This is a genomic window from Streptomyces sp. NPDC052040, assembly GCF_044548405.1.
Lineage (GTDB): Bacteria > Actinomycetota > Actinomycetes > Streptomycetales > Streptomycetaceae > Streptomyces.
On record NZ_JBIUBV010000001.1, the window covers coordinates 1,407,057 to 1,430,964 of the forward strand.

The window sequence follows — 23,908 nt, forward strand, 5'->3', positions numbered from 1 at the left end:
GGCGACACGCGTCACACACGGTGATCGAGCGCTCCCCGGTGTGCGAAGCGGGGAGGGGCCGCGGCCGTCTCCGGACGCGTGCTCCGCCCTGCCGCGGGAGGCGGAGCGCGGGCCGATCTGACAATTCCCGTCTGGCCCACGACGCCATGCACGCACTCTCGCCGCAGGCCCGCCCTCCGGGCGACGACGCGAACTGTCAGACCGGCCCTCGCCGGGGGAGACGCGCCGTCCCCCGCCTCCGGGTGGCGTTGCCACGCCCACTTTCGGGCGACTTCGGCGCCAGTCTGCGCCTCCCCCGAGCGACCGTGTCCGACGATCGCAGTCGGGCGGGCACCACCGCCCGCACCGTCCGCCGGGAGTCCGCCGTGCACATCCTGCTCGTGGCCACCGCGTTCAACAGCCTCGCCCAGCGTGTGCACGCGGAGCTGCGCGACCGGGGCCACACGGTGGCGGTGGAACTGGCCCTGCCGGACGTCCCGCCGGTGGACCGCCTGCGGCGGCACACGCCCGACCTGGTCCTCGCACCGGTGCTCGACACCGAGATCCCCGAAGACGTACGGGTCGCCTTCCCGTGCCTCGTCGTCCATCCGTGCCCGGTCGGCGAGCGCGGACCCGCCGCCCTGGACCGGGCGGTCCTCGCGGGTGCCACCCGGTGGGGCGTGACGGTTCTCCAGGCGCTGGAGGGCACGGACAGGGACGCGGGCCCCGTGTGGTCGGCCGTCGCCTGCCCGGTGCCGCCGGTGTCCAGGAGCGACCTGTACCGGGGGGAGATCGCCGACGCGGCCCTGGCGGCCGTGCTGCTGTCCGTGGAGCGCTTCGCCTCCGGGGACTGGATCCCGCTCGAACAGGGCGCGGCACAGAGCCGTCCGCCCCTGGATTCGAGCGACCGCCGGATCGACTGGGCCGCCGATCCGACCGAGACCGTCGTCCGCAAGCTGCGCGCCTGCGACTCCCGGCCCGGCGTTCCCGACGTACTCCTCGGCGAGGAGTGGTATCTGCACGGCGGGCACCCCGGGGAGGGCCTGCGCGGCGCTCCCGGGGAACTGCTCGCCACCAGGGCCGGGGCGGTCTGCCGGGCGACCGCGGACGGCGCCGTGTGGATTCCCGAACTGCGCCGACGGCGCCCGCCGGGGCAGCCGCTCCCGGTCCGGCTCCCGGCCGTACGGGCCCTCGGCGACCGACTGCCCCCGCTGCCCGAGCTGACCGTGGCCCCGGACGCCGCGGGGTCCGACTGGCGGGACATCGGGTACCGGGAGGAGCAGGGCGTCGGTTTTCTCTCCTTCGCCTTCCCGGCCGGAGCGATGAGCACCGACCAGTGCCGACGGCTGCTCGCCGCCTACCGGACCGCCCGGACGCGCCCCACCTCCGTCCTGGTGCTGGGCGGCCGACGGGACTTCTTCTCCAACGGCATCCATCTGGGCGTGATCGAGGCCGCCGACGACCCCGCCGCCGAGGCCTGGGCGAACGTCAACGCCCTCGACGACCTGGCCGAGGCGGTCCTGACCACCACGGACCGCCTGGTGGTCGCCGCGCTCTGCGGCAATGCCGCGGCGGGCGGTGCGATGCTCGCCCTCGCGGCCGACGAGGTCTGGTGCCGGTCCGGTTCCGTCCTCAACCCGCACCACCGGCTGATGGGTCTGTGCTGCTCCGCGTACGGCAGCAGCACGCTGCCCCGCCGGGCCGGTGCCGGGGCGGCGGACCGGCTGCTGCGGGAGGCCCTGCCGGTGAGCGCCGCGCGGGCCCTGGACCTCGGACTCGTCGACCGGATCGTGGAGTGCGGGCCGCAGGAGTTCGCGGCGGAGACCGCGCGGCTGGCGGCCCGGCTGGCGCGACAGCCGGGGACACGGGCCCGGATCGCGGCCAAGAAGGCGGAGCTGGAGGCCCGGGAGACCAGGGAGCCGCTGGCCGCCGTCAGGGAACGGGAGCTGGCCGGGTTCCACCGGATCATCCACGACCCGGACGCCCCCCACCACGCACTGCGCCGCGCCTTCGTCCGCAAGGAGAGGCCCGCCTGCACACCGCCGCACCTTGCTGTCACGGCCGCCCGGACGGCGCCGGTACCGGCACGTCCCGAGGCGGCCGCGACGATCACCGAGGCAACAACTGTGTCGGTCACCGAGGCCGCTCCGACGGTCACCGAGGCCACTGTGTCGGTCGCCGAGGCCACCACGACGACCGTCGAGCCCCCCGCGACCGGCACAACGGCTGCCGAGGTGACCGTGACTGCCGTCGAGAGCACCACCACGACCCCCGAGGTGACCGTGACGGCCGCCAAGAGCACCGTGACGGCCGCCGAGACCACCTCCACGCCCCCTGAGGCCACCGCCGTGGCCACCGAAGCTCCCACGACCGACACCTGACGACCGACCACCGCCCGCGTGCCGCCCTCCGCGGTCCGCCGACGCCCGAAAGGACCGCTCCGTGAGCGTCACCGTGTTCGCCCCGGAGACGGAGGCACGCTTCGCCCGCGCCCGGTGCGTGGCCGACGCCGTCCTCTTCGAGGGCTGCGCGCTCCACCCCTACCGCCGCCCCGCCGCCGAGCACCCGCTGCGCCGACAGGTGGGCCTGCTCGTACCGCCCGGCCGCAGCACCCGCGGCGAGGAGGAGTACGACTTCCAGCACACCGAATGCCTCATGGAACCCGGGCCGGACGCCACCCTCGCGGTCGAACTGCGCTTTCTGCGCGCCCGCCGCCGGACGGTGCTGCGGGCCCACGCCGACGGCACCTTCACCGCCGTACCCGAACTCCGGCTCGGGGACCGGGTCCTCGCCGCCCGGGACGAGGGAACCGTGGAACGCGTCGAGGCGCTCGCCACCGTTGCCGAGCTCGTCGAGGGCGACGGAGTCACCGTGGACTTCGCCCGCCCGGCGGTGCAGGACAGCGAACCGGTGCTCGACGAGGACGGGCGCGGTGCGGGCATGCTGGTGCGCCGGTGCGAGGAGATCCACGGCACCCTGCGGCTGTCGGCCCGGCGGCTCGACGGCCCCTTCCGCCTCATGCGGCTGACCGCCGTCGTCGAGAACACCAGCCGCTGGGCCCCCGCGGACGAGGAGGCCGCCGGGCGGAGCCCGGTCCTGGCCCGCTCGCTGGTGGCCACCCATCTGCTGCTGGGGCTCAGTGACGGGTCGTTCCTGTCGATGACGGATGCCCCCGAATGGGCGCGGGACGCGATCGCCTCCTGCCGCAATCTGCACACCTGGCCCGTTCTCGCCGGGGCGGACGGACGGGCCGACGTGGTGCTGTCCTCGCCGGTCATCCTCGGCGACCACCCGGCCGTCACCCCGGAGCCTCCCGGCACCCCGTACCCGCTCGTGGCGGCCGACGGCGCCCTCACCCCGGACGGTGTCCGCGCCGCGACGGGGGCCGCTCCCGCCGAGGGCTTCCCCGACGAGTACGGCATCGCACAGCCGGGCGGCGGTCCGGAGCCGACCGGCGGCCCCGCCCCCGGCCCGCTTCCCGACCAGGTCCTCGTGGCCGGGCGGCCGGTGCGCGCCGGAAGCCGGGTGCGGCTCCACCCCGGGCTGCGGCGCACCGACGCGCAGGACCTGTTCCTGCGCGGCCGTACCGCGACCGTCGAGTCCGTGCTGCACGACGTGGACGGCTCGGTGCATCTCGCGGTCACCGTCGAGGACGACCCGGGCGCCGACATCCGACGGGCACAGGGGAGCTTCCTCTACTTCCGGACCGACGAGGTGGCACCGCTGGAGGACGAGTCATGAGCACCGGCAGTGGCGACGACAAGGTCCTGGTGGCCGGGATCGGAAACATCTTCCTCGGGGACGACGGCTTCGGCGTGGAGACCGTGCGTGTGCTGAGCGGCCGTCAACTACCCGGCCAGGTCGAGGTATTGGACATCGGGGTGCGCGGGGTGCACCTCGCCTACCAGGTCCTCGACGGCTACGGGACGCTGGTGCTGGTGGACGCCACCGCGCGCGGCGGGGAGCCGGGCACACTGTATGTGATCGAGCACGAGGAACACGCGGTGCAGGGCGCGGAACCCGTGCCGATGGACGGCCACCGGATGACCCCCGACGCCGTCCTCGCCCTGCTGGGCACGCTCAGCGCCGGTACGGGCGGACAGGTGCCGCGGCGCATCCTGGTGGTGGGGTGCGAGCCCGCCTCCGTGGAGGAACGCCTCGGCCTCAGCCCGGCGGTGGCGGAGGCGGTGCCCCGGGCCGTCCGACTGATCGAAGAGCTGCTGGACCCCGGGACCACGGTCGGCCCTGGTCTCCGCTCCCTCGCCCCGGGCGCCCCGGCGGCGACCGGCGGTGCGACGGAGGACGCCGCCCGCTGACCCGGACGTCCCGCGGCCCGGCGGCCACCCCGGCCGACCGGTCCGCCCAGGGGTGCGGCGAACGGCGTACCCGGGCCGGTGGCCCCGGCGTGCCGGTCCGCCGCTCGGTGGGCCCTCACCTCTAATGGACGTCGGCCGGACGTCGGCGGACCGCGTACGCCCCGTCCCAGGGGGCCGCTCCCCGGCCTCCCGCCCGGGACGGACGGAGACCCATGCACGAGATGTCCATCGCGCTGGCGGTGATCGGCCAGGTACAGGAGGCGGCCGAGCGGGCCGGTGACGTCACGGCCGTGCACGAGGTCCGGCTCCAGGTGGGCGAGCTGGCCGGTGTCGTCCCCGACGCCCTGTCCTTCTCCTTCGAACTGGCCTGCGCCGGGACCTTCCTCGAAGGAGCCGAACTGGTCACCGAGTTCGTGCCCGGGCGGGCCCGCTGCACGCCCTGCGCGCACGAATGGGCCGTCGGCATGCCGCCGCTGCTGAGCTGCCCGCGCTGCGACACGGGCAGCACCGACCTGCTGTCCGGCCGTGAACTCCAGATCGTCGGCGTGCGCTGGGAGGACGGTCGCACGCCCCGAGCCGCCCGAGAACCGACGCCCGAGGAGTGCTGAACCATGTGCCGTGAGGTCGACCTGCACCAAGCCGTGCTCGCCAAGAACGACCGGGCCGCGCACACCCTGCGCACCCAGCTCGCGGCCCGCGGCACCACCGTCGTCAACCTGCTCTCCAGCCCCGGCAGCGGCAAGACCGCCCTGCTGGAGGGCGAACTGATCGAGGCCCGGGACCGCGCGGTGCCGGTCGCGGCGCTCACGGCGGACCTCGCCACCGAGAACGACGCGACCCGGCTCGCCCGGTCGGGAGTCCCGGTCAAGCAGGTCCTCACCGACGGGCTGTGCCATCTGGAGGCGGGGATGCTGGCCGGTCATCTGGCCGGGTGGCTGCCCACGCCGGTACGGCTGCTGTTCGTGGAGAACGTCGGCAATCTGGTCTGCCCGGCCTCCTACGACCTCGGGGAGACCCTGCGGGTGGTGCTCGCCTCGGTGACCGAGGGCGAGGACAAGCCCCTGAAGTACCCCACCGCCTTCGGGCTCGCCCAGCTGGTCGTGGTCACCAAGACGGACATCGCGGACGCGGTCGACTTCGACGAGGCGACGTTCCGCGCGAACGTGGAACGGGTCAACCCCGGTGTGGAGGTGCTGCTCACCTCGGCCCGCCACGGCGTGGGGACCGGGCTGCTGCTCGACCGGGCCCTGGCGGCCGCGGACGGCGCCCCGGTGCACGTACCCGTCATGGCCCGCGCACCGCACCCGCACACCCATGACCACACCGACCACACCCACGGGGCCCACGATCACCCCCATGGGGACCATGACCACGCCCATGGGCCCCATGACCATCCCCTTGGGGACCATGGCCACGAGCACACCGGCGCCACCGCCGCCATGGCGTGGCCCCACTCGTGATCGGACCCGCCCCGGCGGCCGGTGCGGTCCGCACCGCGCGGCGTCGGCAGATCACCGTCCAGGGCGTGGTGCAGGGCGTCGGCTTCCGGCCGTATGTGCATGCCCTCGCCACCGCCCTGGAACTGTCCGGGCAGGTGACCAACACCCCGGAAGGCGTCGTCGTCGAGATCGAGGGCGACCCGGCGGCCGTCGCCCGGTTCTGCGACCGCCTCGCGCCGGAAGCGCCGCCGCTCGCCCGCGTGGACCACCTGTCCCTGCGGGAGTTGCCCGTCACGGGCGGCAGCGGCTTCGCCATCCGGGCCTCCCGGGGCGACGGTCCCGCCCGCACCCTGATCCCGGCGGACACCGCGACCTGCGCCGCCTGCCTCGGCGAGCTGTCCGACCCCCGCGACCGCCGCCACCGCCACCCGTTCCTCACCTGCACGCACTGCGGCCCCCGGTTCACCATCGTCACCGGCCTGCCCTACGACCGGGACCAGACCACCATGGCCGGTTTCCCGATGTGCGCCGACTGCGCCCGGGAGTACGCCGATCCGACCGACCGCCGCTTCCACGCCCAGCCCATCGCCTGCCCGGCCTGCGGGCCGCGGCTGCGGCTGCTGCTGCCCCGGGCGGACGGCGACGGCCCGCAGCACCGCGCTCCAGGACTGCCGACGGACGGCTCCCCGGCCACGGAGGCGCAGGGGGACCCGATCGCCGGGGCCCGGCGTCTCCTCGCGGCCGGAGCGGTCGTGGCCGTGAAGGGCCTGGGTGGCTATCACCTCGCCTGCGACGCCACCGACCCCGCCGCCGTCGACCGGCTGCGCCGCGGCAAGGGCCGGGAGGACAAGCCGTTCGCGCTGATGGCCGCGGGCATCGAGGACATCGAACACCTCGTTTGGCTCGGGCCCGAGGAGCGCGCCCTGCTCACCGGCGCCGCCCGCCCCGTCGTGCTGCTGCGCCGCCGCACCGACGGCCCCGCCGCGCCCGGCGCCCCCCACCCCGCCGACGGTGTCGCGCCCGGCAGCCCGGACTACGGCGTCATGCTGCCGTACACCCCCGTGCACCGGCTGCTGTTCGGCCTCCCCGGCGACCCCGAGGGGCCGCGGCTGCTCGTCATGACCAGCGGCAATGTCTCCGGCGAACCCATCGTCACCGACGACGCGGAGGCGCTTCGGCGCCTGGCACCCCTCGCCGACGCCTGGCTCACGCACGACCGGACCGTCCAGGTGCCCTGCGACGACTCCGTGGTGCGGGTGTGCGACGGACAGCCGCTGCTGGTGCGCCGCGCCCGGGGGTACGCGCCGCTGCCGCTTCCCCTCCCGGTCGAGGTGCGCCCGGCCCTGGCCGTGGGCGGCGATCTGAAGAACGCGTTCTGCCTGGGCGCCGGCCGGCTCGCCTGGCTCTCCGCCCATGTCGGCGACATGGACGACTTCGCCACCCAGCAGGCCTTCGAACGCGCCGTGGCGCACCTGGAGTCCCTCACCCCGGTGCGGCCGCGGCTGCTGGCCGCCGACCGGCACCCCGGCTACCGCTCCGCCGGATGGGCCGCCCGCCACGCGGCGGGCCGACCCCTGGTGCGGGTGCAGCACCACCACGCCCATGTCGCCGCCGCGATGGCCGAGCACGGGCTCGACGGCTCCGCCCCGGTGCTCGGTGTCGCCTTCGACGGCACCGGCTACGGCGACGACGGGGCCGTCTGGGGCGGGGAGTTCCTGCTCGCCGACTACGACGGCTTCGTCCGGTTCGGGCATCTGGCGTACGCACCGCTGCCCGGGGGAGACGCCGCCGTGCAGCGCCCGTACCGGATGGCGCTCGCGCAGCTGCGCCGGGCCGGAATCGGCCGGACCGCGGACCTGCCCTGCGCGAAGGCCTGTCCGGAGGACGAACGGCGCGTACTGGAAAGGCAGTTGGAGCGGAACTTCAACTGTGTGCCCACCTCCAGCATGGGCCGGCTCTTCGACGCGGTCTCGTCCCTCTCCGGAGTCTGCCACCGGTCGCGGTACGAGGCCCAGGCCGCCGTCGAGCTGGAGGCCGCCGCGCTGCGGGCACCCGCCGGGGACAGCGCGGCCTACGCCTTCGCCGTCGGACCCGCGCGGCCGGACGGGAGCCCGCTCACCGCCGACCCGGCGCCGGTGATCGCGGCGATCGTCGACGATCTGCGCGCGGGCACCCCGGCGGACCTGGTCGCGGCCCGCTTCCACCGGTCCGTCGCCGCCCTGGTGCACCGGATGTGCGTCCGGGCCCGGGAGCGGCACGGAGTGGGCACGGTCGCCCTCACCGGCGGGGTGTTCCTCAACTCCCTTCTTTCCTCGGCCTGTGCCCGGGCCCTGGGTGCGGACGGCTTCACCGTGCTGCGCCACCGCCTGGTCCCCCCGGGCGACGGCGGTCTGGCCCTCGGCCAGCTCGTGGTGGCCGCCCGCACGGCCCGGCACACCGGGCCCCCCGACTGACCCACCGGACGTCCGGCACCGCCGGGCGACGCACCGTCCACAGCGAGGAGAGGACCATGTGCCTGGCGGTACCCGGCAGAGTGCTGGACATCGAGGAACGCGACGGCACCCGGATGGCGAACGTCGACTTCGGCGGCGTCGTCAAGGAGGTGTGCCTGGAGTATCTGCCCGACATCCAGATCGGCGAGTACGCCGTCGTCCATGTCGGCTTCGCCCTCCAGCGCCTCGACGAGGAGTCGGCCAAGCAGACGCTCGAACTATTCGAAACCCTGGGAATGTTGCAGGAGGAGTTCGGCGATCCCTGGGAAGCGGCGGCACTGGCGGACGGATCCCTGCCGTCCGGACCCGAGGAGGCGCGGCAGTGAAGTACATCGACGAATTCCAGGACCCGGACCTGGCCCGCCGGCTCCTCGACGAGATCCACGCCACCGTGACCCGGCCCTGGGCGCTGATGGAGGTCTGCGGCGGCCAGACCCACTCCATCATCCGCCATGGCATCGACCAGCTGCTGCCCGAGGAGGTGGAGCTGATCCACGGCCCGGGCTGCCCCGTGTGCGTGACCCCGCTGGAGGTCATCGACAAGGCGCTGGAGATCGCCTCCCGGCCGGGCGTGGTCTTCTGCTCCTTCGGCGACATGCTGCGGGTGCCCGGCACCGGGCGGGACCTGTTCCAGGTGCGGGGCGAGGGCGGCGACGTACGAGTCGTGTACTCCCCGCTCGACGCCCTGCGGATCGCCCGGGAGAACCCGGACCGCGAGGTGGTGTTCTTCGGCATCGGCTTCGAAACCACCGCGCCCCCCAATGCCATGACGGTCCATCAGGCCCGCAGGCTCGGCATCCGGAACTTCAGCATGCTGGTGTCCCATGTGCGGGTGCCACCCGCGATCGAAGCGATCATGCAGTCGCCGAGCTGCCGCGTCCAGGGCTTCCTGGCCGCGGGGCATGTGTGCAGTGTGATGGGTGTGGACGAGTACCCGGAGCTGGCGGAGCGCTTCCGGGTCCCGATCGTGGTCACCGGCTTCGAACCCCTGGACATCCTCGAAGGGGTGCGCCGGACCGTCGCCCAGCTCGAACGGGGCGAGCACCGGGTCGACAACGCCTATCCGCGCGCCGTGCGGTCCGAGGGCAACCCGGCCGCCAGGGCCATGCTGGAGGACGTCTTCGAGGTCACCGACCGCGCCTGGCGCGGCATCGGCGTGATCCCCGGCAGCGGCTGGCGGCTGTCCCCCACGTACCGCGACCACGACGCCGAGCACCGCTTCTCGGTGACCGGCATCAGCACCCGCGAGCCCGCCGAGTGCCGCAGCGGAGAGGTCCTCCAGGGCCTGGTCAAGCCGCACGAGTGCGAGGCCTTCGGAACCCTGTGCACCCCGCGCACCCCGCTCGGAGCCACCATGGTCTCCAGCGAGGGCGCCTGCGCCGCGTACTACCTCTACCGGCGCCTGGATCTGACCCCCGCGTCCCGGGAGGCGACCCCCGTTGTCTGACGTCAGCGATCTGCATCTGCCGCCGGTGGACCCGGCGGCCTGGAACTGCCCCGCCCCGCTGCGGGACCAGTCCCGCATCGTGATGGGCCACGGCGGAGGCGGCGCCCTCTCCGCGGAACTGGTCCGGGACGTCTTCGCGCCCGCCTTCGGCGGTGACGCCCTGGCACAGCTCGGCGATGCCGCGGCGCTGTCCCTCGGGGGGGTGCGGCTGGCGTTCTCCACCGACTCCTTCGTGGTGCGGCCGCTGTTCTTCCCCGGCGGCAGCATCGGCGACCTCGCGGTCAACGGCACCGTCAACGACCTCGCCATGAGCGGCGCCCGGGCCGCGTATCTCTCCTGCGGATTCATCCTGGAGGAGGGCGTCGGGCTGGACACGGTCGCCCGGGTCGCCGACGCACTCGGCGCGGCGGCGCGGGCCGCCGGGGTCGAGGTGGCGACGGGCGACACCAAAGTGGTGGAGGCGGGCCACGGCGACGGCGTCTACATCAACACGGCCGGTATCGGGCTGATCCCGGCGGGCGTGGACCTGCGGCCGCAGCGCGTGGTCCCCGGCGACGTGGTGATCGTCAGCGGTCCGATCGGGGTCCACGGCGTGGCCATCATGAGCGTCCGTGAGGGCCTGGAGTTCGGTGTCGGCATCGAGAGCGACTGCGCCGCCCTCGGCGGCCTGGTCGACACCATGCTCGCCGTCACCCCCGACCTGCATGTGCTGCGGGACCCCACCCGGGGCGGCCTGGGGGCCGCGCTGAACGAGATCGCGGCCGCCTCGGGCACCGGTGTCGTCGTCACCGAGCGCGCGATCCCGGTCCCGCCCGCCGTCGCCAACGCCTGCGCCGTCCTGGGGCTCGACCCGATGTACGTCGCCAACGAGGGCAAGCTGGTGGCCTTTGTGCCGCGGCAGCACGCCGACGCCGTCCTGGACGCCATGCGGGCGCATCCGCTGGGCGCCGGGGCCGGGATCATCGGCGAGACGGTCGCGGACCACCCCGGCATGGTCGTGGCGCGCACCGGCCTCGGCGGCACCCGGGTGGTCGACCTGCCCATCGGGGAGCAACTGCCCAGGATCTGCTGACCCCCGCCGCCCGGGCACCGCACCCCGCGGGCCGTGCCCGGGCCCCGGGTTTGAACAGGATCCGTCGTCCCCGCGTACTCGACGGTGTGACCTCGGGGAGTCCGTCGCCGCCGCCCCTGGCGGCGCCGGGCCGCGAGGCGGACTTCCGCTCGGGGGACGGGCCGTGCCGCGGACCACCGCGCAGCGGCCCCGGCCGGGCCCGAGGACGACACGAGGGAGGTGGGCGGGTGAAGACCCTGCTCATCGACAATGACGACGCCAACACGTACAACCTGTTCCAGCTGATCGCCGAGGTCAACGGCGAGGAGCCGGTGGTCGTGCGCAACGACGCCCCCGCCGACGCCCTGGGCGACCTGGCGGAGTTCGACAACGTGGTGGTGTCGCCGGGGCCCGGACACCCCGCCGAACCAAGGGACTTCGGCATCGGCGCCGGAGTCGTCGCCCGGTCCGGCATCCCGGTGCTCGGGGTCTGCCTGGGGCATCAGGGCATCGCGGTGGGGGAGCGGGGCACGGTCGCGCCCGCACCGCGGCCGCGGCACGGACATCTCTCCACGGTCCGGCACGACGGCCGGGACCTCTTCCAGGGGCTGCCGCAGAACTTCACCGCGGTCCGCTACCACTCGCTGTCCGTCGCCGAGCCGCTGCCCGCGACCCTGGAGGCCACCGCCTGGGCCGAGGACGGGGTGGTGATGGGCCTGCGGCACCGCACCCGGCCCCTGTGGGGCGTGCAGTTCCACCCCGAGTCCGTGCTCACCGACTACGGCCACCGGATGCTGGTCAACTTCCGCAATCTGACCGCCGGGCGGGCCCGCAGGACCCGGACCAAGAACACCGCGATCCCGCTGTCCGCGGCCGCCGTGCCCCGCCCCCGCCGCCCCCTGCGCCCCGCCCACCGGCTGCACTACCGCCGGCTCGGCACGGCGGTCGACGCCGAGGCGGCCTTCGCCCGGATGTACGGCGACGCGCCGCGGGCCTTCTGGCTGGACAGCTCACGCGTCGAACCGGGCCTCTCCCGCTTCTCCTTCTTCGGGGACGGCAGCGGCCCGCTCTCCGAGTTCGTGCGCTACGACGTCGACAGCGGCGTCTGCGAGATCGAGCGCCCCGGACGGCCGGTACGGCGGGTCCGCGCCAGCGTCTTCGACTACCTGAAAAGGCAGTTGGCGACCCGTCATGTCGACGCCACCGGGCTGCCCTTCGACTTCACCGGCGGCTATGTCGGCTACTTCGGCTACGAGACCAAGGCCGACTGCGGCTCGCCGAACCGGCACCGGGCCGAAACCCCCGACGCCTGCTGGCTGTTCGCAGACCGGCTGATTGCCGTGGACCACGAGGAGGACGCCACCTACGCGGTGTGCGTCGCCGAGGACACCCCGGCGGCGACCCGGGAGGCGGCCGACTGGCTGGACGGTGCGCTGGCCCGGCTCACCTTCGTCGCCGCCGAGATCCCCGCCCCGGCCCCGGACCCGGCCGAACCGGACCCGGACGCCGCCGAACCCTGGCTGGTGCGCGACCGCGCGTCCTATCTCGCGGACATCGAATCCTGCCGACGCGAACTGACGGCCGGTAGCAGCTACGAGATCTGCCTGACCAACGCGGTCCGGCTGCCCGCGCCGGACGACGCCCACGGCTTCTACCGGGTCCTGCGGCGCGTCGACCCGGCGCCGCACGCGGCGTTCCTGAGGTTCGGCGACCTCGATGTGGCCTGCTCGTCCCCCGAGCGGTTTCTGCGGATCACCCGGGACGGCATCGTCCAGGCCCGGCCCGCCAAGGGCACCGCGCCTCGGGGTGCCAACCCGGCGGAGGACGCGCGGCTGCGGCACTCGCTGGCCGTGGACGACAAGACCCGCGCCGAGAACCTGATGATCGTGGACCTGCTCCGCGGCGACCTGGGCCGGGTCTGCGGGACCGGCACCGTCCGCGTCGCCCGGCTCATGGCCACCGAGACCTGCGCGACCGTGCACCAGCTCGTCTCCACCGTCGAGGGCAGGCTGCGCGAGGGAACGGACGCGGTGGACTGCGTACGGGCCTGCTTCCCCGGCGGCTCGGTGACCGGTGCCCCGAAGCGGCGCACCATGGAGATCCTCGGTGCCCTGGAGACCGGGGCGCGGGGCGTCTACTGCGGTGCCCTCGGCTACTTCGGATGCAGCGGCGCCGCCGACCTCGGCATCGCCGTCCGTACCGCCGTGATGTCCGGCGGCCGGATGCATCTGGGCGCGGGCGGTGCCATCGTCCTCGGCTCCGATCCCGCCGACGAGTACGCGGAGATGCTGCTGAAGACCGCCGCCGCGATGCACGCCCACCGCGAGTGCACCGGCACCCCGGCCGCGGAGGAGAAGGCGGCCCGGTGACCGGACCCGCGTCCGGCCCGGGTCGGTGCGGGCCCGTATCCGGACCGGGGAGGCCGGGGCCCGTGCCCGGGGTGCCTAGGTCGGGGCGGTCCGCAGAGCCTGCCGTACGCCCCAGACGACCGAGACGATCGGGACGGCGACGATCGCGCCGATCACGCCCGCGACGATGCTGCCCCCGATCACGGAGACGGCGACGACCAGCGGATGCAGCCGGACGGCCCAGCTCATCACGAAGGGGTGCAGCAGATGCCCTTCGATCTGGCCGATCACGACGATCAGCAGCAGCACGGCGGCGGCCGTGAGCGGGCCCCGGCCCGCCAGGGCGACCACCGTGGCGACGGCGAGGGCGACGGGTGAGCCGATCAGCGGCACGAACGCGGCGAAGAACTCCAGCAGGGTCAGCGGCAGCGCCAGGGGCACCCGCAGCAGGGACAGGGCGATGCCGACGAGGGCGGCGTTGGTGGCGGCGACGATGATGATGCCCCGGGTGTATCCGGCGAAGGTCCGCCAGGCCGCGTGCCCCGCGGTGTCCCAGGCCTCGCGGGCGTTCCCGGGCACCAACTGGTCCCGCGTCCAGTGCCACAGCCGCTCCCCGGAGTACAGGAAGAACACCGAGGAGAACAGGGCCAGCGCGCCCCCGGTGACCAGTTCCACGACCCTGCCGAGGCCGCTGACGGCGCTGTTGAGCAGTCTGGCCCGGTGGGAGGACAGATAGGAGACGATCTGCTGCTGGAGATCGGACAGCTTGCGGGGGCTGAGCCGGAACGGCGGGCGTTCCAGCCACCGTTCGATCTCCCGTACGCCGCCGCGGAACTCGTCGGCCAGTTTCGCCGACTCGTCCGCCACCGCGTCGCCCACCAGCGCGAGGACGGCGAACACCAGCAGAATGCTGCCGATCAGAGAGACGGCGACGGCCAGTGACCGCGGAATCCACCGGCTCAGCAGGTCGGTGACGGGCCGCAGCACCGAGGTGATGACCAGCGCCAGGAACAGGGCCACCGCGATCAGCTGGAAGCGCCCCAGGATGCCGAAGACGCCGTAGACGACGGCCCCGACCAGGATCAGGCGCCAGGCGTAGGCGGCGGTGATGCGCAGCCAGGGGACGGTGCGCTCGGCCGCGGTGGCGGGGGTGGCCGGGGTGCGTGGGGGGAGGCGCACGGAGCGCGCCGGGCGGCTGCCCAGCACCACGGCACCTGCCCTGCGCCCTCGCCCCGGCCGGTCCGCCGGCTCACCCGTGTGCGCCACCGCGTCTCCCGTGTCCCGGCCGGGTGCCCCTCCGGCCGATGTGATCGTCTCCTGTGCACATTAAGCGCAAAGCGGGCGGGGCGCTGGTGCCGCGCGCCGCCCCCCGACGACGGCCACGCGAACGAAGGTTCCTGGCCAAGAGGTCACTTTGGGTCAGCGGGATGTCCTGGGGCGGGCCTTCAGGAAGTATCGTGAGGATCTAAGGGGACGCTGGCGGTCCGCACCTGGTGCGCGATCCGGTCGGAGGAAGTGATGAGCGGCAAGGGGCCGGGGCGGTCCGAGCAGCATCTGCCGAAACTGCGGCTGGACGAGCTGCTCGACGAGGTGCAGGCCCGTATCGACGCGGCCCGCGGCACGCAGGACCGGGTGCACCGCCTCCTGGAGGCCGTACTGTCCGTCGGACGGGAACTCGACCTGCCCCAGGTGCTGCGGAGCATCGTCGAGGCCGCCGTGATCCTGGTGGACGCCGAATACGGCGCGCTGGGCGTGATCGGCGACGACCGGATGCTCTCCGAGTTCCACACCGTGGGCATCAGCGACGAGCGGCGGGCGGAGATCGGGGCGCTGCCCAGCGGGCACGGCATCCTCGGAGAACTGATCCGGCACCCTGAGCCGCTGCGCCTCGCCGAGATCTCGGAGCACCCGGCCTCCTACGGCTTCCCGGCCCACCACCCGCCGATGCGCTCCTTCCTCGGTGCACCCATCCGGGTACGCGACCGGGTTTTCGGGAACCTCTATCTGACCGAGAAGCGCGGCGCGGCGGAGTTCGACGCCGAGGACGAGGCGGTGCTGTCCACCCTGGCGGTGGCCGCCGGGGTCGCCGTGGAGAACGCCCGGCTCTACGAGGAGACCCGGCTGCGGGAGCGCTGGCTCGGGGCCAGCGCCCGGGTCACCAGCGCCCTGCTCTCCGGGGCCCCGGGCCAGGACGTACTGGAGATGATCGTCGAGCAGGCGCTCGGGATCGTCACCGCCGATGTGGGCATGATCGCCGAGCGGGTGTCCGGGGAGACCGTGCTGCGGCCGCTGCTCGCGGTCGGCTCGCAGGCGGAGCGCCGCCGGGGTCTGGTGGTGTCCGGCCAGGACGGTTTCGTGGAGGCCGCGTTGAGCACCGCGGAACCGGTGGTCAGCGCCGACATCCAGCAGGACGCCCGGATCAACCGGCACTCGGACCTGTGGACCGGACTCGGGCCCGTGCTCGGGGTGCCGCTGGTGGCCAGCGGCAAGTCGCTCGGGGTGCTGCTGCTCGGCCGCACCGCGGGCCGCACCCCCTTCACGGACACCGACGCCGGTCCGCTGCTCGGCTTCGCGGGGCAGGCCGCGCTCGCCCTGGAACTGGCCGAACGCCGCCGGGACGCCGAGCAGATCGCCCTGCTCCAGGACCGGGACCGCATCGCCCGCGATCTGCACGACCTCGCCATCCAGCGGCTGTTCGCGGCCGGTATGACACTTCAGAGCACCCAGCGGTTCGTCGACCACCCCGAAGCCGCCGAACGGCTGTCGCGGACCGTCGACGACCTGGACGAGACCATCAAGATCATCAGGTCCACCATTTTCGGGCTGCGCACCCACGGCAGCCGGACCACGGAACAGGCGGGCCTGCGCGCCCGGGTGTCCGCGACGGTGACGGCCTCCGCCGCCTCACTCGGTTTCACGCCCGCACTGCGGATCGAGGGACTCGTCGACACCGATGTCCCCGACGAGGTGGCCGACCATGTGATCGCCGTCCTCGGGGAGGCCCTGAGCAACGCGGCCCGGCACGCCGGGGCGGGCTCGGTCGACGTACATCTGCGGCTCGCGGCGGGCGCGTTGACCCTCACGGTGGCCGACGACGGCTGCGGGGTCCCGCCGGACGCCGACCGCAGCGGCCTGCGCAACCTGGAGGAACGGGCCGCGGCCCTCGGCGGCACGCTCTCGGTCGGCGTATGCCCCGACGGCGGCGGCACCCGGCTGGTGTGGAACGTTCCGGTGGGACCGGCGGGGGGCTGAGGGCCCGGCGGTGCCGGGCCTCGGCTCTCGGTGACCCGGACGGTCCTTTACCGGCCGCCGCCGGGCGGCTGGCTCAGCGGCCGGGACGGCCGTTTCCGGGGTGCGGTGCGGTGAGCTGGGAGGCCAGCACCGCGGCCTGGACCCGGCGCTGCACTCCCAGCTTGGCGAGCAGCCGGGAGATGTGGTTCTTGACGGTCTTCTCCGACAGATAGAGCCGCTTGCCGATCTCCCGGTTGGTGAGTCCGTCCCCGATCAGCGCGAGGATCTCCCGCTCCCGCGGTGACAGGTCGGCCAGTTCGGGTGCGACGGACGGCTGCTCCGCGGGGTCGGCGCGCAGCGACCGCATCAGCCGGGCCGTGGTCGCCGGGTCGAGCATGGACTGCCCGGAGGCCACCGTGCGCACCGCCGAGACCAGATCGGAGCCCTTGATCTGCTTGAGCACATAGCCCGAGGCCCCGGCCATGATCGCGTCAAGGAGCGCGTCCTCGTCGTCGAACGAGGTCAGCATCAGACAGGCCAGCTCCGGCATCCGGCTGCGCAGCTCACGGCAGACGGTGATGCCGTCACCGTCCGGGAGGCGCACATCGAGGACGGCGACGTGGGGCCGCAGCGCGGGGGCGCGGGTGAGCGCGTGTTCCACGGTGTCGGCGTCCCCGACCACCGAGATCTCCGGTTCGGCGTCCAGCAGGTCGGCCAGGCCGCGCCGGACGACCTCGTGGTCGTCCAGCAGGAAGACCCGGATCGGGTGCTCCTCGGTGAAGGGTGCCTCGGCCATCGGGACCTCTCGTTCTCGGTGCGGAGGCGGGCTGCGGACGGCCCGCGACCACGATCGTCGCCCATCCCGGACCGGAAGCACTAGGGCCGACCGGCCCACTGCTCCGCCTCGGGCTTCCCGGGGAGGCCCGGCTCGGCCTTCGCGGGGACGCCTCGCCGGTTGCGCCACCCGGTTGCGCCACCTGGTGTCCCGGGTGCCCGGGTGCTCCGGTGTCCCGGTGGTCGGCGGGCGGCGCTCGGAGCATGCTGGTCGTCGGAGGGAGCGGCCTCCATGCCACCACGGCCCCACGCCGGACGCGCTGGAGGTGCGCACATGGCTCAGCAGGTCACCGCTGGAGTCGACGAATCGGCCGAGAGCCTCGCCGCCGCCCACTGGGCCGCCCGGGAGGCCCTGCGCCGGGGCGCCGGACTGCGGCTGGTGCACGCCTGGCGCGAGGAGCAGGGGACGGAGCCCTCCGCGGCGCCCGTCGACACCGGTCGGCTCCGGGCCGCCGAGCGGGCCCTGCGGCGCTCGGTCGCCAGCGTGCGGGCCGCGCACCCGGGGCTGCGCGTGGAGGACCTGCTGCTGCCCGACCCCCCGGTGCCCGCCCTGCTCACGGCCGCCGAGGAGTCGGAGCTGCTGGTGCTCGGGTCCCGCGGCCTCGGCCGGATCGCGGGGTTCGTGCTGGGCTCGGTGTCCCAGAGCGTCCTGGCCCGCTCGCCGCGCCCGGTGGTGCTCGTCCGTGCGGGTGAGACCTCGGCCCGTGAACACCTGCCCGCGCTGGACGGAGTCTCGCCCGACGAGATACCGGAGACGCCCTACCGCGATGTCGTCCTCGGGCTGGACACCGGGCACCCCGGTGACGAACTGCTCGGTTTCGCCTTCGAGTCGGCCCGCCGCCGCGGTGCCGGACTGCGGGTGATCCACGCCCTCGGCGCGGACCCGGCCTACGGTGCCTACGGCCGCTCGGAGACCGAGGGCGCGGGGGAGGACGCCGCGACGCAGCAGCACATCGTGGTGGCGGCGCTCCGCCCCTGGTGCGAGAAGTTCCCCCGGGTCCGGGTGACCGAGACCCTCGCCGAGGGCCGTCCCGCCGCCGAACTGGTGCACGCCTCGGCCTGCGCCTCGCTCCTCGTCGTGGGGCGCCGGACCCGCGGCACCCGCCACGGCGCGCACCTCGGTGCCGTGACCCATGCGGTGCTGCACCACGCGGACTGCCCGGTCGCCGTCGTCCCGCATGTATGAAGCCCCTGCGACCCCACGACCCCGGCTCCCCCGAACCCGGCTCCCCGTCCGGCGGGATCCCGGCAGGGGCCGACCGGACCCTATGGGGGACCTGCGGCCCCTGCCCACCCGGAACCCGAGGACCGACGCTCGAACCCTGAATATCCGCGATCCAGGAGGTGGAGACCATGCCCCGCCCCGTCACCGCCGGCCTCGACGGCTCGGCCGAGAGCCTCGCCGCCGCCGAGTGGGCCGCCCGCGAAGCGGCACTGCGCGGCCTGCCGCTGCGGCTGGTCCATGTAGCGGAGCCCGTCGACCCCCTGATGCAGGCACCGCTGCTGGGCCCCGAGACCCGGCAGCACTGGGCCGAGCGGATCCCCCGCGAGGCGGCCGAAGGGGTCGGGCTGCGGCATCCCGGCGTCCCGGTGACCGCCGACCGCCTCGCCGGACGGGCCGCCGAACTGCTGGTGGAGGCGGCCGCGGACGCCGAACTGCTCGCCCTCGGGTCACGGGCGCTGGGCGCACTGGGCGGCTTCCTGGTCGGCTCGGTGTCGCTCGCCGTCGTGGCCCACGCCGTACGGCCGGTGATCCTGGTCCGTGCCGGGGAGCAGGCGGCCGACGAGCACCGACCGGACCCGACGGGGATCCCCTCCGCGGCCGCGCCGTTCCGCCCGGTGGTGCTCGGGCTCGACACTCGGAGCCCGGACGCCTCGCTCATCGGGTTCGCCTTCGAGGAGGCCGCGCAGCGCGCCGCGCCTCTCCATGTCCTGCACGGCTGGACCCTGCCCTTCACCGCCGCCGACGCCGTCACCGCCGGTGTGGATGTGCGCGGCGAGTTCGCGGACCGGCAGACCGCCGCGCTGAGCGAGGCACTGGGGGAGTGGCGCCAGAAGTACCCGGGCGTCGAGGTGGCCGAGCGGGCCGCCCTGGGCTCCGCCGCCCGGCTGCTGGTCGAGGCGTCGCGGGAGGCGTCCCTCGTGGTGGTGGGCCGCCGGATCCGCAGGGGCCCGCTCGGCGTCCACATCGGCTCCGTCGCCCATGGAGTACTGCACCACGCCACCGCGCCCGTCGCCGTAGTGGCCCACGACTGAACACCCCCGGGGGCGGCCTCCGCGCCGCCCCGCCGCCCGCCCGAGCACCCTCCGACGATGTGTGGAGTCAATCCATGGACCAGTCACCCGTGGCCCAGGCCGGCCACCGGACCGGCACCGTGCTGACCGACGACGAACTGCGCACCCTGGACGCCCACTGGCGGGCCGCCAACTACCTCGCCGCGGGCCAGATCTACCTGATGTCCAACCCGCTGCTCACCGAACCGCTGTGCCCCGGGCACATCAAGCCGCGGCTGCTGGGCCACTGGGGGACCTCGCCCGGGCTCAACCTCGTCTACACCCACCTCAACCGGGTGATCTCCGCGCGGAACCTGGACGCCCTGTGCATCTGGGGGCCCGGGCACGGCGGTCCGTCCGTGCTCGCCAACTCCTGGCTGGAGGGCAGCTACAGCGAGATCTTTCCGGATGTGAGCCGGGACGCGGAGGGGATGGCCAGGCTGTTCCGCCAGTTCTCCTTCCCCGGCGGCGTACCGAGCCATGTGGCGCCCGAGGTGCCGGGCTCCATCCACGAGGGCGGCGAACTGGGCTACTCGCTCGCCCACGCCTACGGAGCCGCCTTCGACCATCCGGAGCTGCTGGTGGCCTGTGTGATCGGCGACGGCGAGGCGGAGACCGGACCGCTCGCTGCCTCCTGGCACTCCAACAAGTTCCTCGATCCGGTCCACGACGGCGCGGTGCTGCCGATCCTCCACCTCAACGGATACAAGATCGCCAACCCCACCGTGCTGTCCCGGATCCCGGAGTCCGAACTCGACGCGCTGCTGCGGGGATACGGCCACGATCCGCTCCATGTCACCGGCGACGACCCCCACCAGGTCCACCGGGCGCTGGCCGCCGCCTTCGACGAGGCCCTGGACCGGATCGCCCGGTTCCAGCGCACCGCCCGCGAAGAGGAAGGGGCGCAGCGCCCGCACTGGCCGGTGATCGTGCTGCGCACCCCCAAGGGCTGGACGGGCCCGGCGGAGGTGGACGGTGTGCCGGTCGAGGGCACCTGGCGGGCACACCAGGTCCCGCTGCCCGGGGTCCGCGAAAACCCCGCCCACCTGAGGCAGTTGGAGGACTGGCTGAAGTCGTACCGGCCCGAGGAGCTGTTCGACGCCGACGGCCGGCCCACCGCCGATGTGCTGGCGTGCGTGCCCGAGGGCGATCGCCGACTCGGAGCCACTCCCTACGCCAACGGCGGCCTGCTCGTCCGCGAACTGCCCCTGCCCGCCCTGGACGACTACGCGGTGCCCGTCGACAAGCCGGGCGCCACCCTGCACGAGCCGACCCGGGTGCTCGGCACCCTGCTCGAACAGCTGATGAAGGACACCGCGGGGCGGCGGGACTTCCGCCTGGTCGGCCCCGACGAGACGGCCTCCAACCGGCTGGACGCCGTCTTCGCCGCCAGCGGCAAGGCATGGCAGGCCCGGATGCTCCCGGTGGACGAGCACCTCGACCGGCACGGCCGGGTACTGGAGGTCCTCTCCGAACACCTCTGCCAGGGCTGGCTGGAAGGCTACCTCCTCACCGGACGGCACGGCCTCTTCTCCTGCTACGAAGCCTTTGTGCACCTCGTCGACTCCATGGTCAACCAGCACATCAAATGGCTCAGGACGGCACGCCGACTGCCCTGGCGCGCCCCCGTCGCCTCCCTCAACTACCTGCTCACCTCGCACGTGTGGCGCCAGGACCACAACGGCTTCTCCCACCAGGACCCGGGATTCGTCGACCACGTCCTCAACAAGAGCCCCGAGGTCGTCCGCATCTATCTGCCCCCGGACGCCAACACCCTGCTCTCGGTGGCGGACCACATCCTGCGCAGCCGCGACTACGTCAACGTCGTCGTGGCCGGCAAGCAGCCCTGCTTCGACTGGCTCTCCCTGGACCAGGCCCGCGTCCACTGCGCCCGCGGCGCCGGGATCTGGGAGTGGGCGGGCACCGAGACCGGCGGCGAGCCCGATGTCGTACTCGCCTGTGCGGGGGACGTACCCACCCAGGAGGTGCTGGCCGCGGCCCAGTTGCTCCGCCGCCATCTGCCCCAGCTCGCGGTCCGCGTGGTCAACGTGGTCGACATGACCCGGCTGCTGCCGCGCGAGGAACACCCGCACGGAATGACGGACTTCGAGTACGACGGGCTCTTCACCACCGACAAGCCGGTCATCTTCGCCTACCACGGCTACCCCTGGCTGATCCACCGCCTCGCCTACCGCCGCACCGGACACCCCCATCTGCATGTGCGCGGCTACAAGGAGTCCGGCACCACGACCACACCCTTCGACATGGTGGTCCGCAACGACCTCGACCGCTACCGCCTGGTCATGGACGTCATCGACCGGGTACCCGGACTCGCGGTCCGTGGCGCCGCCGTACGCCAGCAGATGGCCGACGTCCGCACCCGCCACCACGACTGGATCCGGGAATACGGCACGGATCTGCCCGAGGTCGCGGACTGGACCTGGGCCACCTGACACGGGCACCGGCGGCGACCCGGCACCGGCCGTAGGGGCGTCACACCTTGAGGCTGAACCAGGTCGTCTTTCCCTCGTCCGTGGGCCGGACGCCCCAGTCGTCGGCGACCGTGCGCACCAGCAGCAGGCCCCGCCCGCACTCCTCGTCGTCGGCCGCCTGGCGCGGCTGGGGCAGATGGTGGCTGCGGTCGCTGATCTCGACGGTGAGATCGGTGTCCGTCCGGCACACATGCACCCCGAGCGGACCCTGGGCGTGCTGCACCGCGTTGGTGAGGATCTCGGACAGCAGCAGCCGGGCGTCGTCGGTGCGCTCCGTGCAGTCCCAGGCCACGAGGGTCTTGTCGAGGAACTCGCGTCCCGCCGGGACGGACCGCGCTGAGCAGGGCAGATCGGTCGCCGCCGTGGCCAGCGGGGCGGCGGGCAGCTGGGTCAGCAGCAGGGTGACGTCGTCGTGGCCGTCGGCGTCCGCCAGCAGGGTCGTCAGCACATGGTCCGCGACGCCCTCCAGGTCGGGCGAGGCCGTCGCCAGCTTGTCCAGGGTGGCGACGAGCTGGGTGAGCTGGTCCTCGATGTCGGTGCCCGGCGTCTCGATGAGACCGTCCGTGTAGAGCACCAGGGTGGCGCCGCGCGCGATGGTGGTGGAGCTCTGCTCGTAGATCACACCGCCCACCCCGAGAGGGGCGTTCACCGGGGTGGGCAGCGTCCGGGCACCCTCACCGGGGACGGCCACCAGGACGGGGAGATGTCCCGCGGAGCACAGGGTCACCTCGCCCACGTCGGCGGCGATGACCAGATAGCAGCAGGTGACGAGCTGGTCGGGCACATCCAGATCGGCGACCACGGTGTCCAGGGCCTGCATCAGCTGGCGGGGCTGAAGTCCCGTCTTCGCCAGGGCGTGCGAGGCGGAACGGAGCTGGCCCATGACCGCCGCCGCCTCCAGACCGCGTCCCATCACATCGCCGATGAGCACCCCGACGCGGCCGGCGCCCAGGGGTATCAGGTCGAACCAGTCGCCGCCGACCCCCGCGCCCTGGGTCGCGGGACGGTAGCGGCTGGCGGTCGCGAGGCCCGGGATGGCGGGCGGGGTGCCCATGAGACTGCGCTGGAGCGTCAGCGCGATGTGCCGCTGCTGCTCGTAGAGTTCGGTCAGTTCGGCCTCGGCGCGCTTGCGGTCGCTGATGTCCCGGACGATCGCACACGCCCCGATGACGGTCCCGTCGGGCGAGCGGGTCGGCCACAGGGTGACATCGACGTCGAGCAGTTCTCCCGAGCGGGTGGCCCGCAGCGTCTCGAAGTGCTCCACCTTCTCGCCCTCGCGCAGGCGTTGGAGGAGCGCGGTGATCTCGTGCGCCCGCTCGGGCGGTGCCAGCACGGACACATGGCGCCCCAGCACCTCGGCCGCTGTGAAGCCGTACAACCGCTGTGCCGCGGCGTTCCAGTAGGTGATGTGGCCGTCGAGGGTCTTGGCGAGGATCGCGTCCTGCGAGGACTCGACCAGTGCGGCGAGTTCGTTGATCCGTTCCTCGGCGCGCTTGCGGTCGCTGACGTCGCGTACGGCGGCGGAGATGAGGAGTCCGTCGGCGGTCTCCAGGGGGCTGAGGCTGATTTCTACGGGGAATTCGGTGCCGTCCTTGCGGAGGCCGTAGAGGTCGAGTCCGGCGCCCATGGGGCGGACTTGCTGGTTGTGGGCGTAGGCGTTGCGGTGGGCGGTGTGGTGGGTGCGGAAGCGGCCGGGGACGAGGAGTTCGACGGGGCGGCCGAGGAGTTCTTCGCGGCGGTGGCCGAAGAGGGCTTCGGTCTGGGCGTTGACGAGTCGGATGGTGCCGGTGTCGTCGACGATGACCATGGCGTCGGGTGCCGCCTCCAGCAGCCCCCGGAACCTTTCTTCGGCGGCCTTGCGGTCGCTGACGTCGCGTACGGCGGCGGAGATGAGGAGTCCGTCGGCCGTGTCCAGGGGGCTGAGGCTGATTTCTACGGGGAATTCGGTGCCGTCCTTGCGGAGGCCGTAGAGGTCGAGTCCGGCGCCCATGGGGCGGACTTGCTG

At 73.7% G+C, this 23,908-nt stretch carries 17 protein-coding genes; 14 read left to right on the forward strand and 3 right to left on the reverse strand.

Annotated elements, in window-relative coordinates:
* Positions 1 to 305: 305 nt before the first annotated feature.
* From ACIHAA_RS05990 to ACIHAA_RS06035, 10 genes are all read left to right on the forward strand, one after another.
* Entirely contained in the window at positions 306 to 2,360 is a 2,055-nt protein-coding gene (locus ACIHAA_RS05990) for an enoyl-CoA hydratase-related protein (protein WP_399813613.1), read from the forward strand.
* Positions 2,361 to 2,421: 61 nt separating this feature from the next.
* Positions 2,422 to 3,720, forward strand: a complete 1,299-nt coding sequence (locus ACIHAA_RS05995; protein ID WP_399813614.1) for a hypothetical protein — start codon at positions 2,422 to 2,424, stop codon at positions 3,718 to 3,720.
* Positions 3,717 to 4,295, forward strand: a complete 579-nt coding sequence (locus tag ACIHAA_RS06000) for a hydrogenase maturation protease (RefSeq protein WP_399813616.1) — start codon at positions 3,717 to 3,719, stop codon at positions 4,293 to 4,295. The genes ACIHAA_RS05995 and ACIHAA_RS06000 overlap by 4 nt, the downstream gene beginning before the upstream one ends.
* 212 nt (positions 4,296 to 4,507) lie before the next feature.
* Positions 4,508 to 4,903 (forward strand): hydrogenase maturation nickel metallochaperone HypA, encoded by a 396-nt coding sequence (locus ACIHAA_RS06005; protein WP_399813618.1) that lies wholly within the window; start codon positions 4,508 to 4,510, stop codon positions 4,901 to 4,903.
* A gap of 3 nt (positions 4,904 to 4,906) precedes the next feature.
* Positions 4,907 to 5,755 (forward strand): hydrogenase nickel incorporation protein HypB, encoded by an 849-nt coding sequence (gene hypB / locus ACIHAA_RS06010; RefSeq protein WP_399813619.1) that lies wholly within the window; start codon positions 4,907 to 4,909, stop codon positions 5,753 to 5,755.
* Complete coding sequence (hypF, locus tag ACIHAA_RS06015) at positions 5,752 to 8,187, forward strand: carbamoyltransferase HypF (protein ID WP_399813621.1); 2,436 nt, start codon at positions 5,752 to 5,754, stop codon at positions 8,185 to 8,187. The genes hypB and hypF overlap by 4 nt, the downstream gene beginning before the upstream one ends.
* A gap of 56 nt (positions 8,188 to 8,243) precedes the next feature.
* Positions 8,244 to 8,552, forward strand: coding sequence for a HypC/HybG/HupF family hydrogenase formation chaperone (locus ACIHAA_RS06020; protein WP_399813623.1), 309 nt, complete (start codon positions 8,244 to 8,246; stop codon positions 8,550 to 8,552).
* The gene (gene hypD / locus ACIHAA_RS06025) at positions 8,549 to 9,673 is read left to right on the forward strand and encodes a hydrogenase formation protein HypD (protein WP_399813625.1); all 1,125 of its coding nucleotides are present in this window, start codon (positions 8,549 to 8,551) and stop codon (positions 9,671 to 9,673) included. The genes ACIHAA_RS06020 and hypD overlap by 4 nt, the downstream gene beginning before the upstream one ends.
* The gene (gene hypE, locus ACIHAA_RS06030; protein ID WP_399813626.1) at positions 9,666 to 10,745 is read left to right on the forward strand and encodes a hydrogenase expression/formation protein HypE; all 1,080 of its coding nucleotides are present in this window, start codon (positions 9,666 to 9,668) and stop codon (positions 10,743 to 10,745) included. Before hypD ends, hypE begins: the two co-directional genes overlap by 8 nt.
* Positions 10,746 to 10,972: 227 nt before the next feature.
* Positions 10,973 to 13,093 (forward strand): chorismate-binding protein, encoded by a 2,121-nt coding sequence (locus ACIHAA_RS06035; protein ID WP_399813627.1) that lies wholly within the window; start codon positions 10,973 to 10,975, stop codon positions 13,091 to 13,093.
* A gap of 75 nt (positions 13,094 to 13,168) precedes the next feature.
* On the opposite strand, the gene ACIHAA_RS06040 is transcribed toward ACIHAA_RS06035, so the two are convergent.
* On the reverse strand, positions 13,169 to 14,281 hold the full coding sequence (locus tag ACIHAA_RS06040) for an AI-2E family transporter (RefSeq protein ID WP_399813628.1): 1,113 nt from the start codon (positions 14,279 to 14,281) through the stop codon (positions 13,169 to 13,171).
* Between the two features lie 309 nt (positions 14,282 to 14,590).
* Here ACIHAA_RS06040 and ACIHAA_RS06045 point away from each other — a divergent pair, with 309 nt between their 5' ends.
* Complete coding sequence (locus ACIHAA_RS06045) at positions 14,591 to 16,324, forward strand: GAF domain-containing protein (RefSeq protein ID WP_399813629.1); 1,734 nt, start codon at positions 14,591 to 14,593, stop codon at positions 16,322 to 16,324.
* 73 nt (positions 16,325 to 16,397) lie between these two features.
* Here the strand turns inward: ACIHAA_RS06045 and ACIHAA_RS06050 are convergent, their stop codons facing one another.
* Positions 16,398 to 17,099 (reverse strand): response regulator, encoded by a 702-nt coding sequence (locus tag ACIHAA_RS06050; RefSeq protein WP_399813631.1) that lies wholly within the window; start codon positions 17,097 to 17,099, stop codon positions 16,398 to 16,400.
* A gap of 312 nt (positions 17,100 to 17,411) precedes the next feature.
* On the opposite strand from ACIHAA_RS06050, the gene ACIHAA_RS06055 reads away from it, so the two are divergent.
* From ACIHAA_RS06055 to ACIHAA_RS06065, 3 genes are all read left to right on the forward strand, one after another.
* On the forward strand, positions 17,412 to 18,323 hold the full coding sequence (locus tag ACIHAA_RS06055) for a universal stress protein (protein ID WP_399813632.1): 912 nt from the start codon (positions 17,412 to 17,414) through the stop codon (positions 18,321 to 18,323).
* A 167-nt stretch (positions 18,324 to 18,490) separates the two neighbouring features.
* A complete protein-coding gene (locus ACIHAA_RS06060) occupies positions 18,491 to 19,393 on the forward strand; it encodes a universal stress protein (RefSeq protein WP_399813634.1) in 903 nt (300 codons plus the stop codon).
* A 74-nt stretch (positions 19,394 to 19,467) separates the two neighbouring features.
* Entirely contained in the window at positions 19,468 to 21,864 is a 2,397-nt protein-coding gene (locus ACIHAA_RS06065; protein ID WP_399813635.1) for a phosphoketolase, read from the forward strand.
* A 40-nt stretch (positions 21,865 to 21,904) separates the two neighbouring features.
* Here the strand turns inward: ACIHAA_RS06065 and ACIHAA_RS06070 are convergent.
* Positions 21,905 to 23,908: PAS domain S-box protein (locus ACIHAA_RS06070; RefSeq protein ID WP_399813637.1), on the reverse strand; the 2,004-nt coding region annotated here is incomplete at its 5' end.

What these genes read in the sequence shown, in the direction of transcription:
- ACIHAA_RS06000 (WP_399813616.1), top strand. Translation starts at nt 3,717, where the DNA reads ATGAGCACCGGCAGTGGCGACGACAAGGTCCTGGTGGCCGGGATCGGA.
- ACIHAA_RS06005 (WP_399813618.1), top strand. Translation starts at nt 4,508, where the DNA reads ATGCACGAGATGTCCATCGCGCTGGCGGTGATCGGCCAGGTACAGGAG.
- hypB (WP_399813619.1), top strand. Translation starts at nt 4,907, where the DNA reads ATGTGCCGTGAGGTCGACCTGCACCAAGCCGTGCTCGCCAAGAACGAC.
- ACIHAA_RS06020 (WP_399813623.1), top strand. Translation starts at nt 8,244, where the DNA reads ATGTGCCTGGCGGTACCCGGCAGAGTGCTGGACATCGAGGAACGCGAC.
- ACIHAA_RS06045 (WP_399813629.1), top strand. Translation starts at nt 14,591, where the DNA reads ATGAGCGGCAAGGGGCCGGGGCGGTCCGAGCAGCATCTGCCGAAACTG.
- ACIHAA_RS06050 (WP_399813631.1), bottom strand. Translation starts at nt 17,099, where the DNA reads ATGGCCGAGGCACCCTTCACCGAGGAGCACCCGATCCGGGTCTTCCTG.
- ACIHAA_RS06055 (WP_399813632.1), top strand. Translation starts at nt 17,412, where the DNA reads ATGGCTCAGCAGGTCACCGCTGGAGTCGACGAATCGGCCGAGAGCCTC.
- ACIHAA_RS06060 (WP_399813634.1), top strand. Translation starts at nt 18,491, where the DNA reads ATGCCCCGCCCCGTCACCGCCGGCCTCGACGGCTCGGCCGAGAGCCTC.
- ACIHAA_RS06065 (WP_399813635.1), top strand. Translation starts at nt 19,468, where the DNA reads ATGGACCAGTCACCCGTGGCCCAGGCCGGCCACCGGACCGGCACCGTG.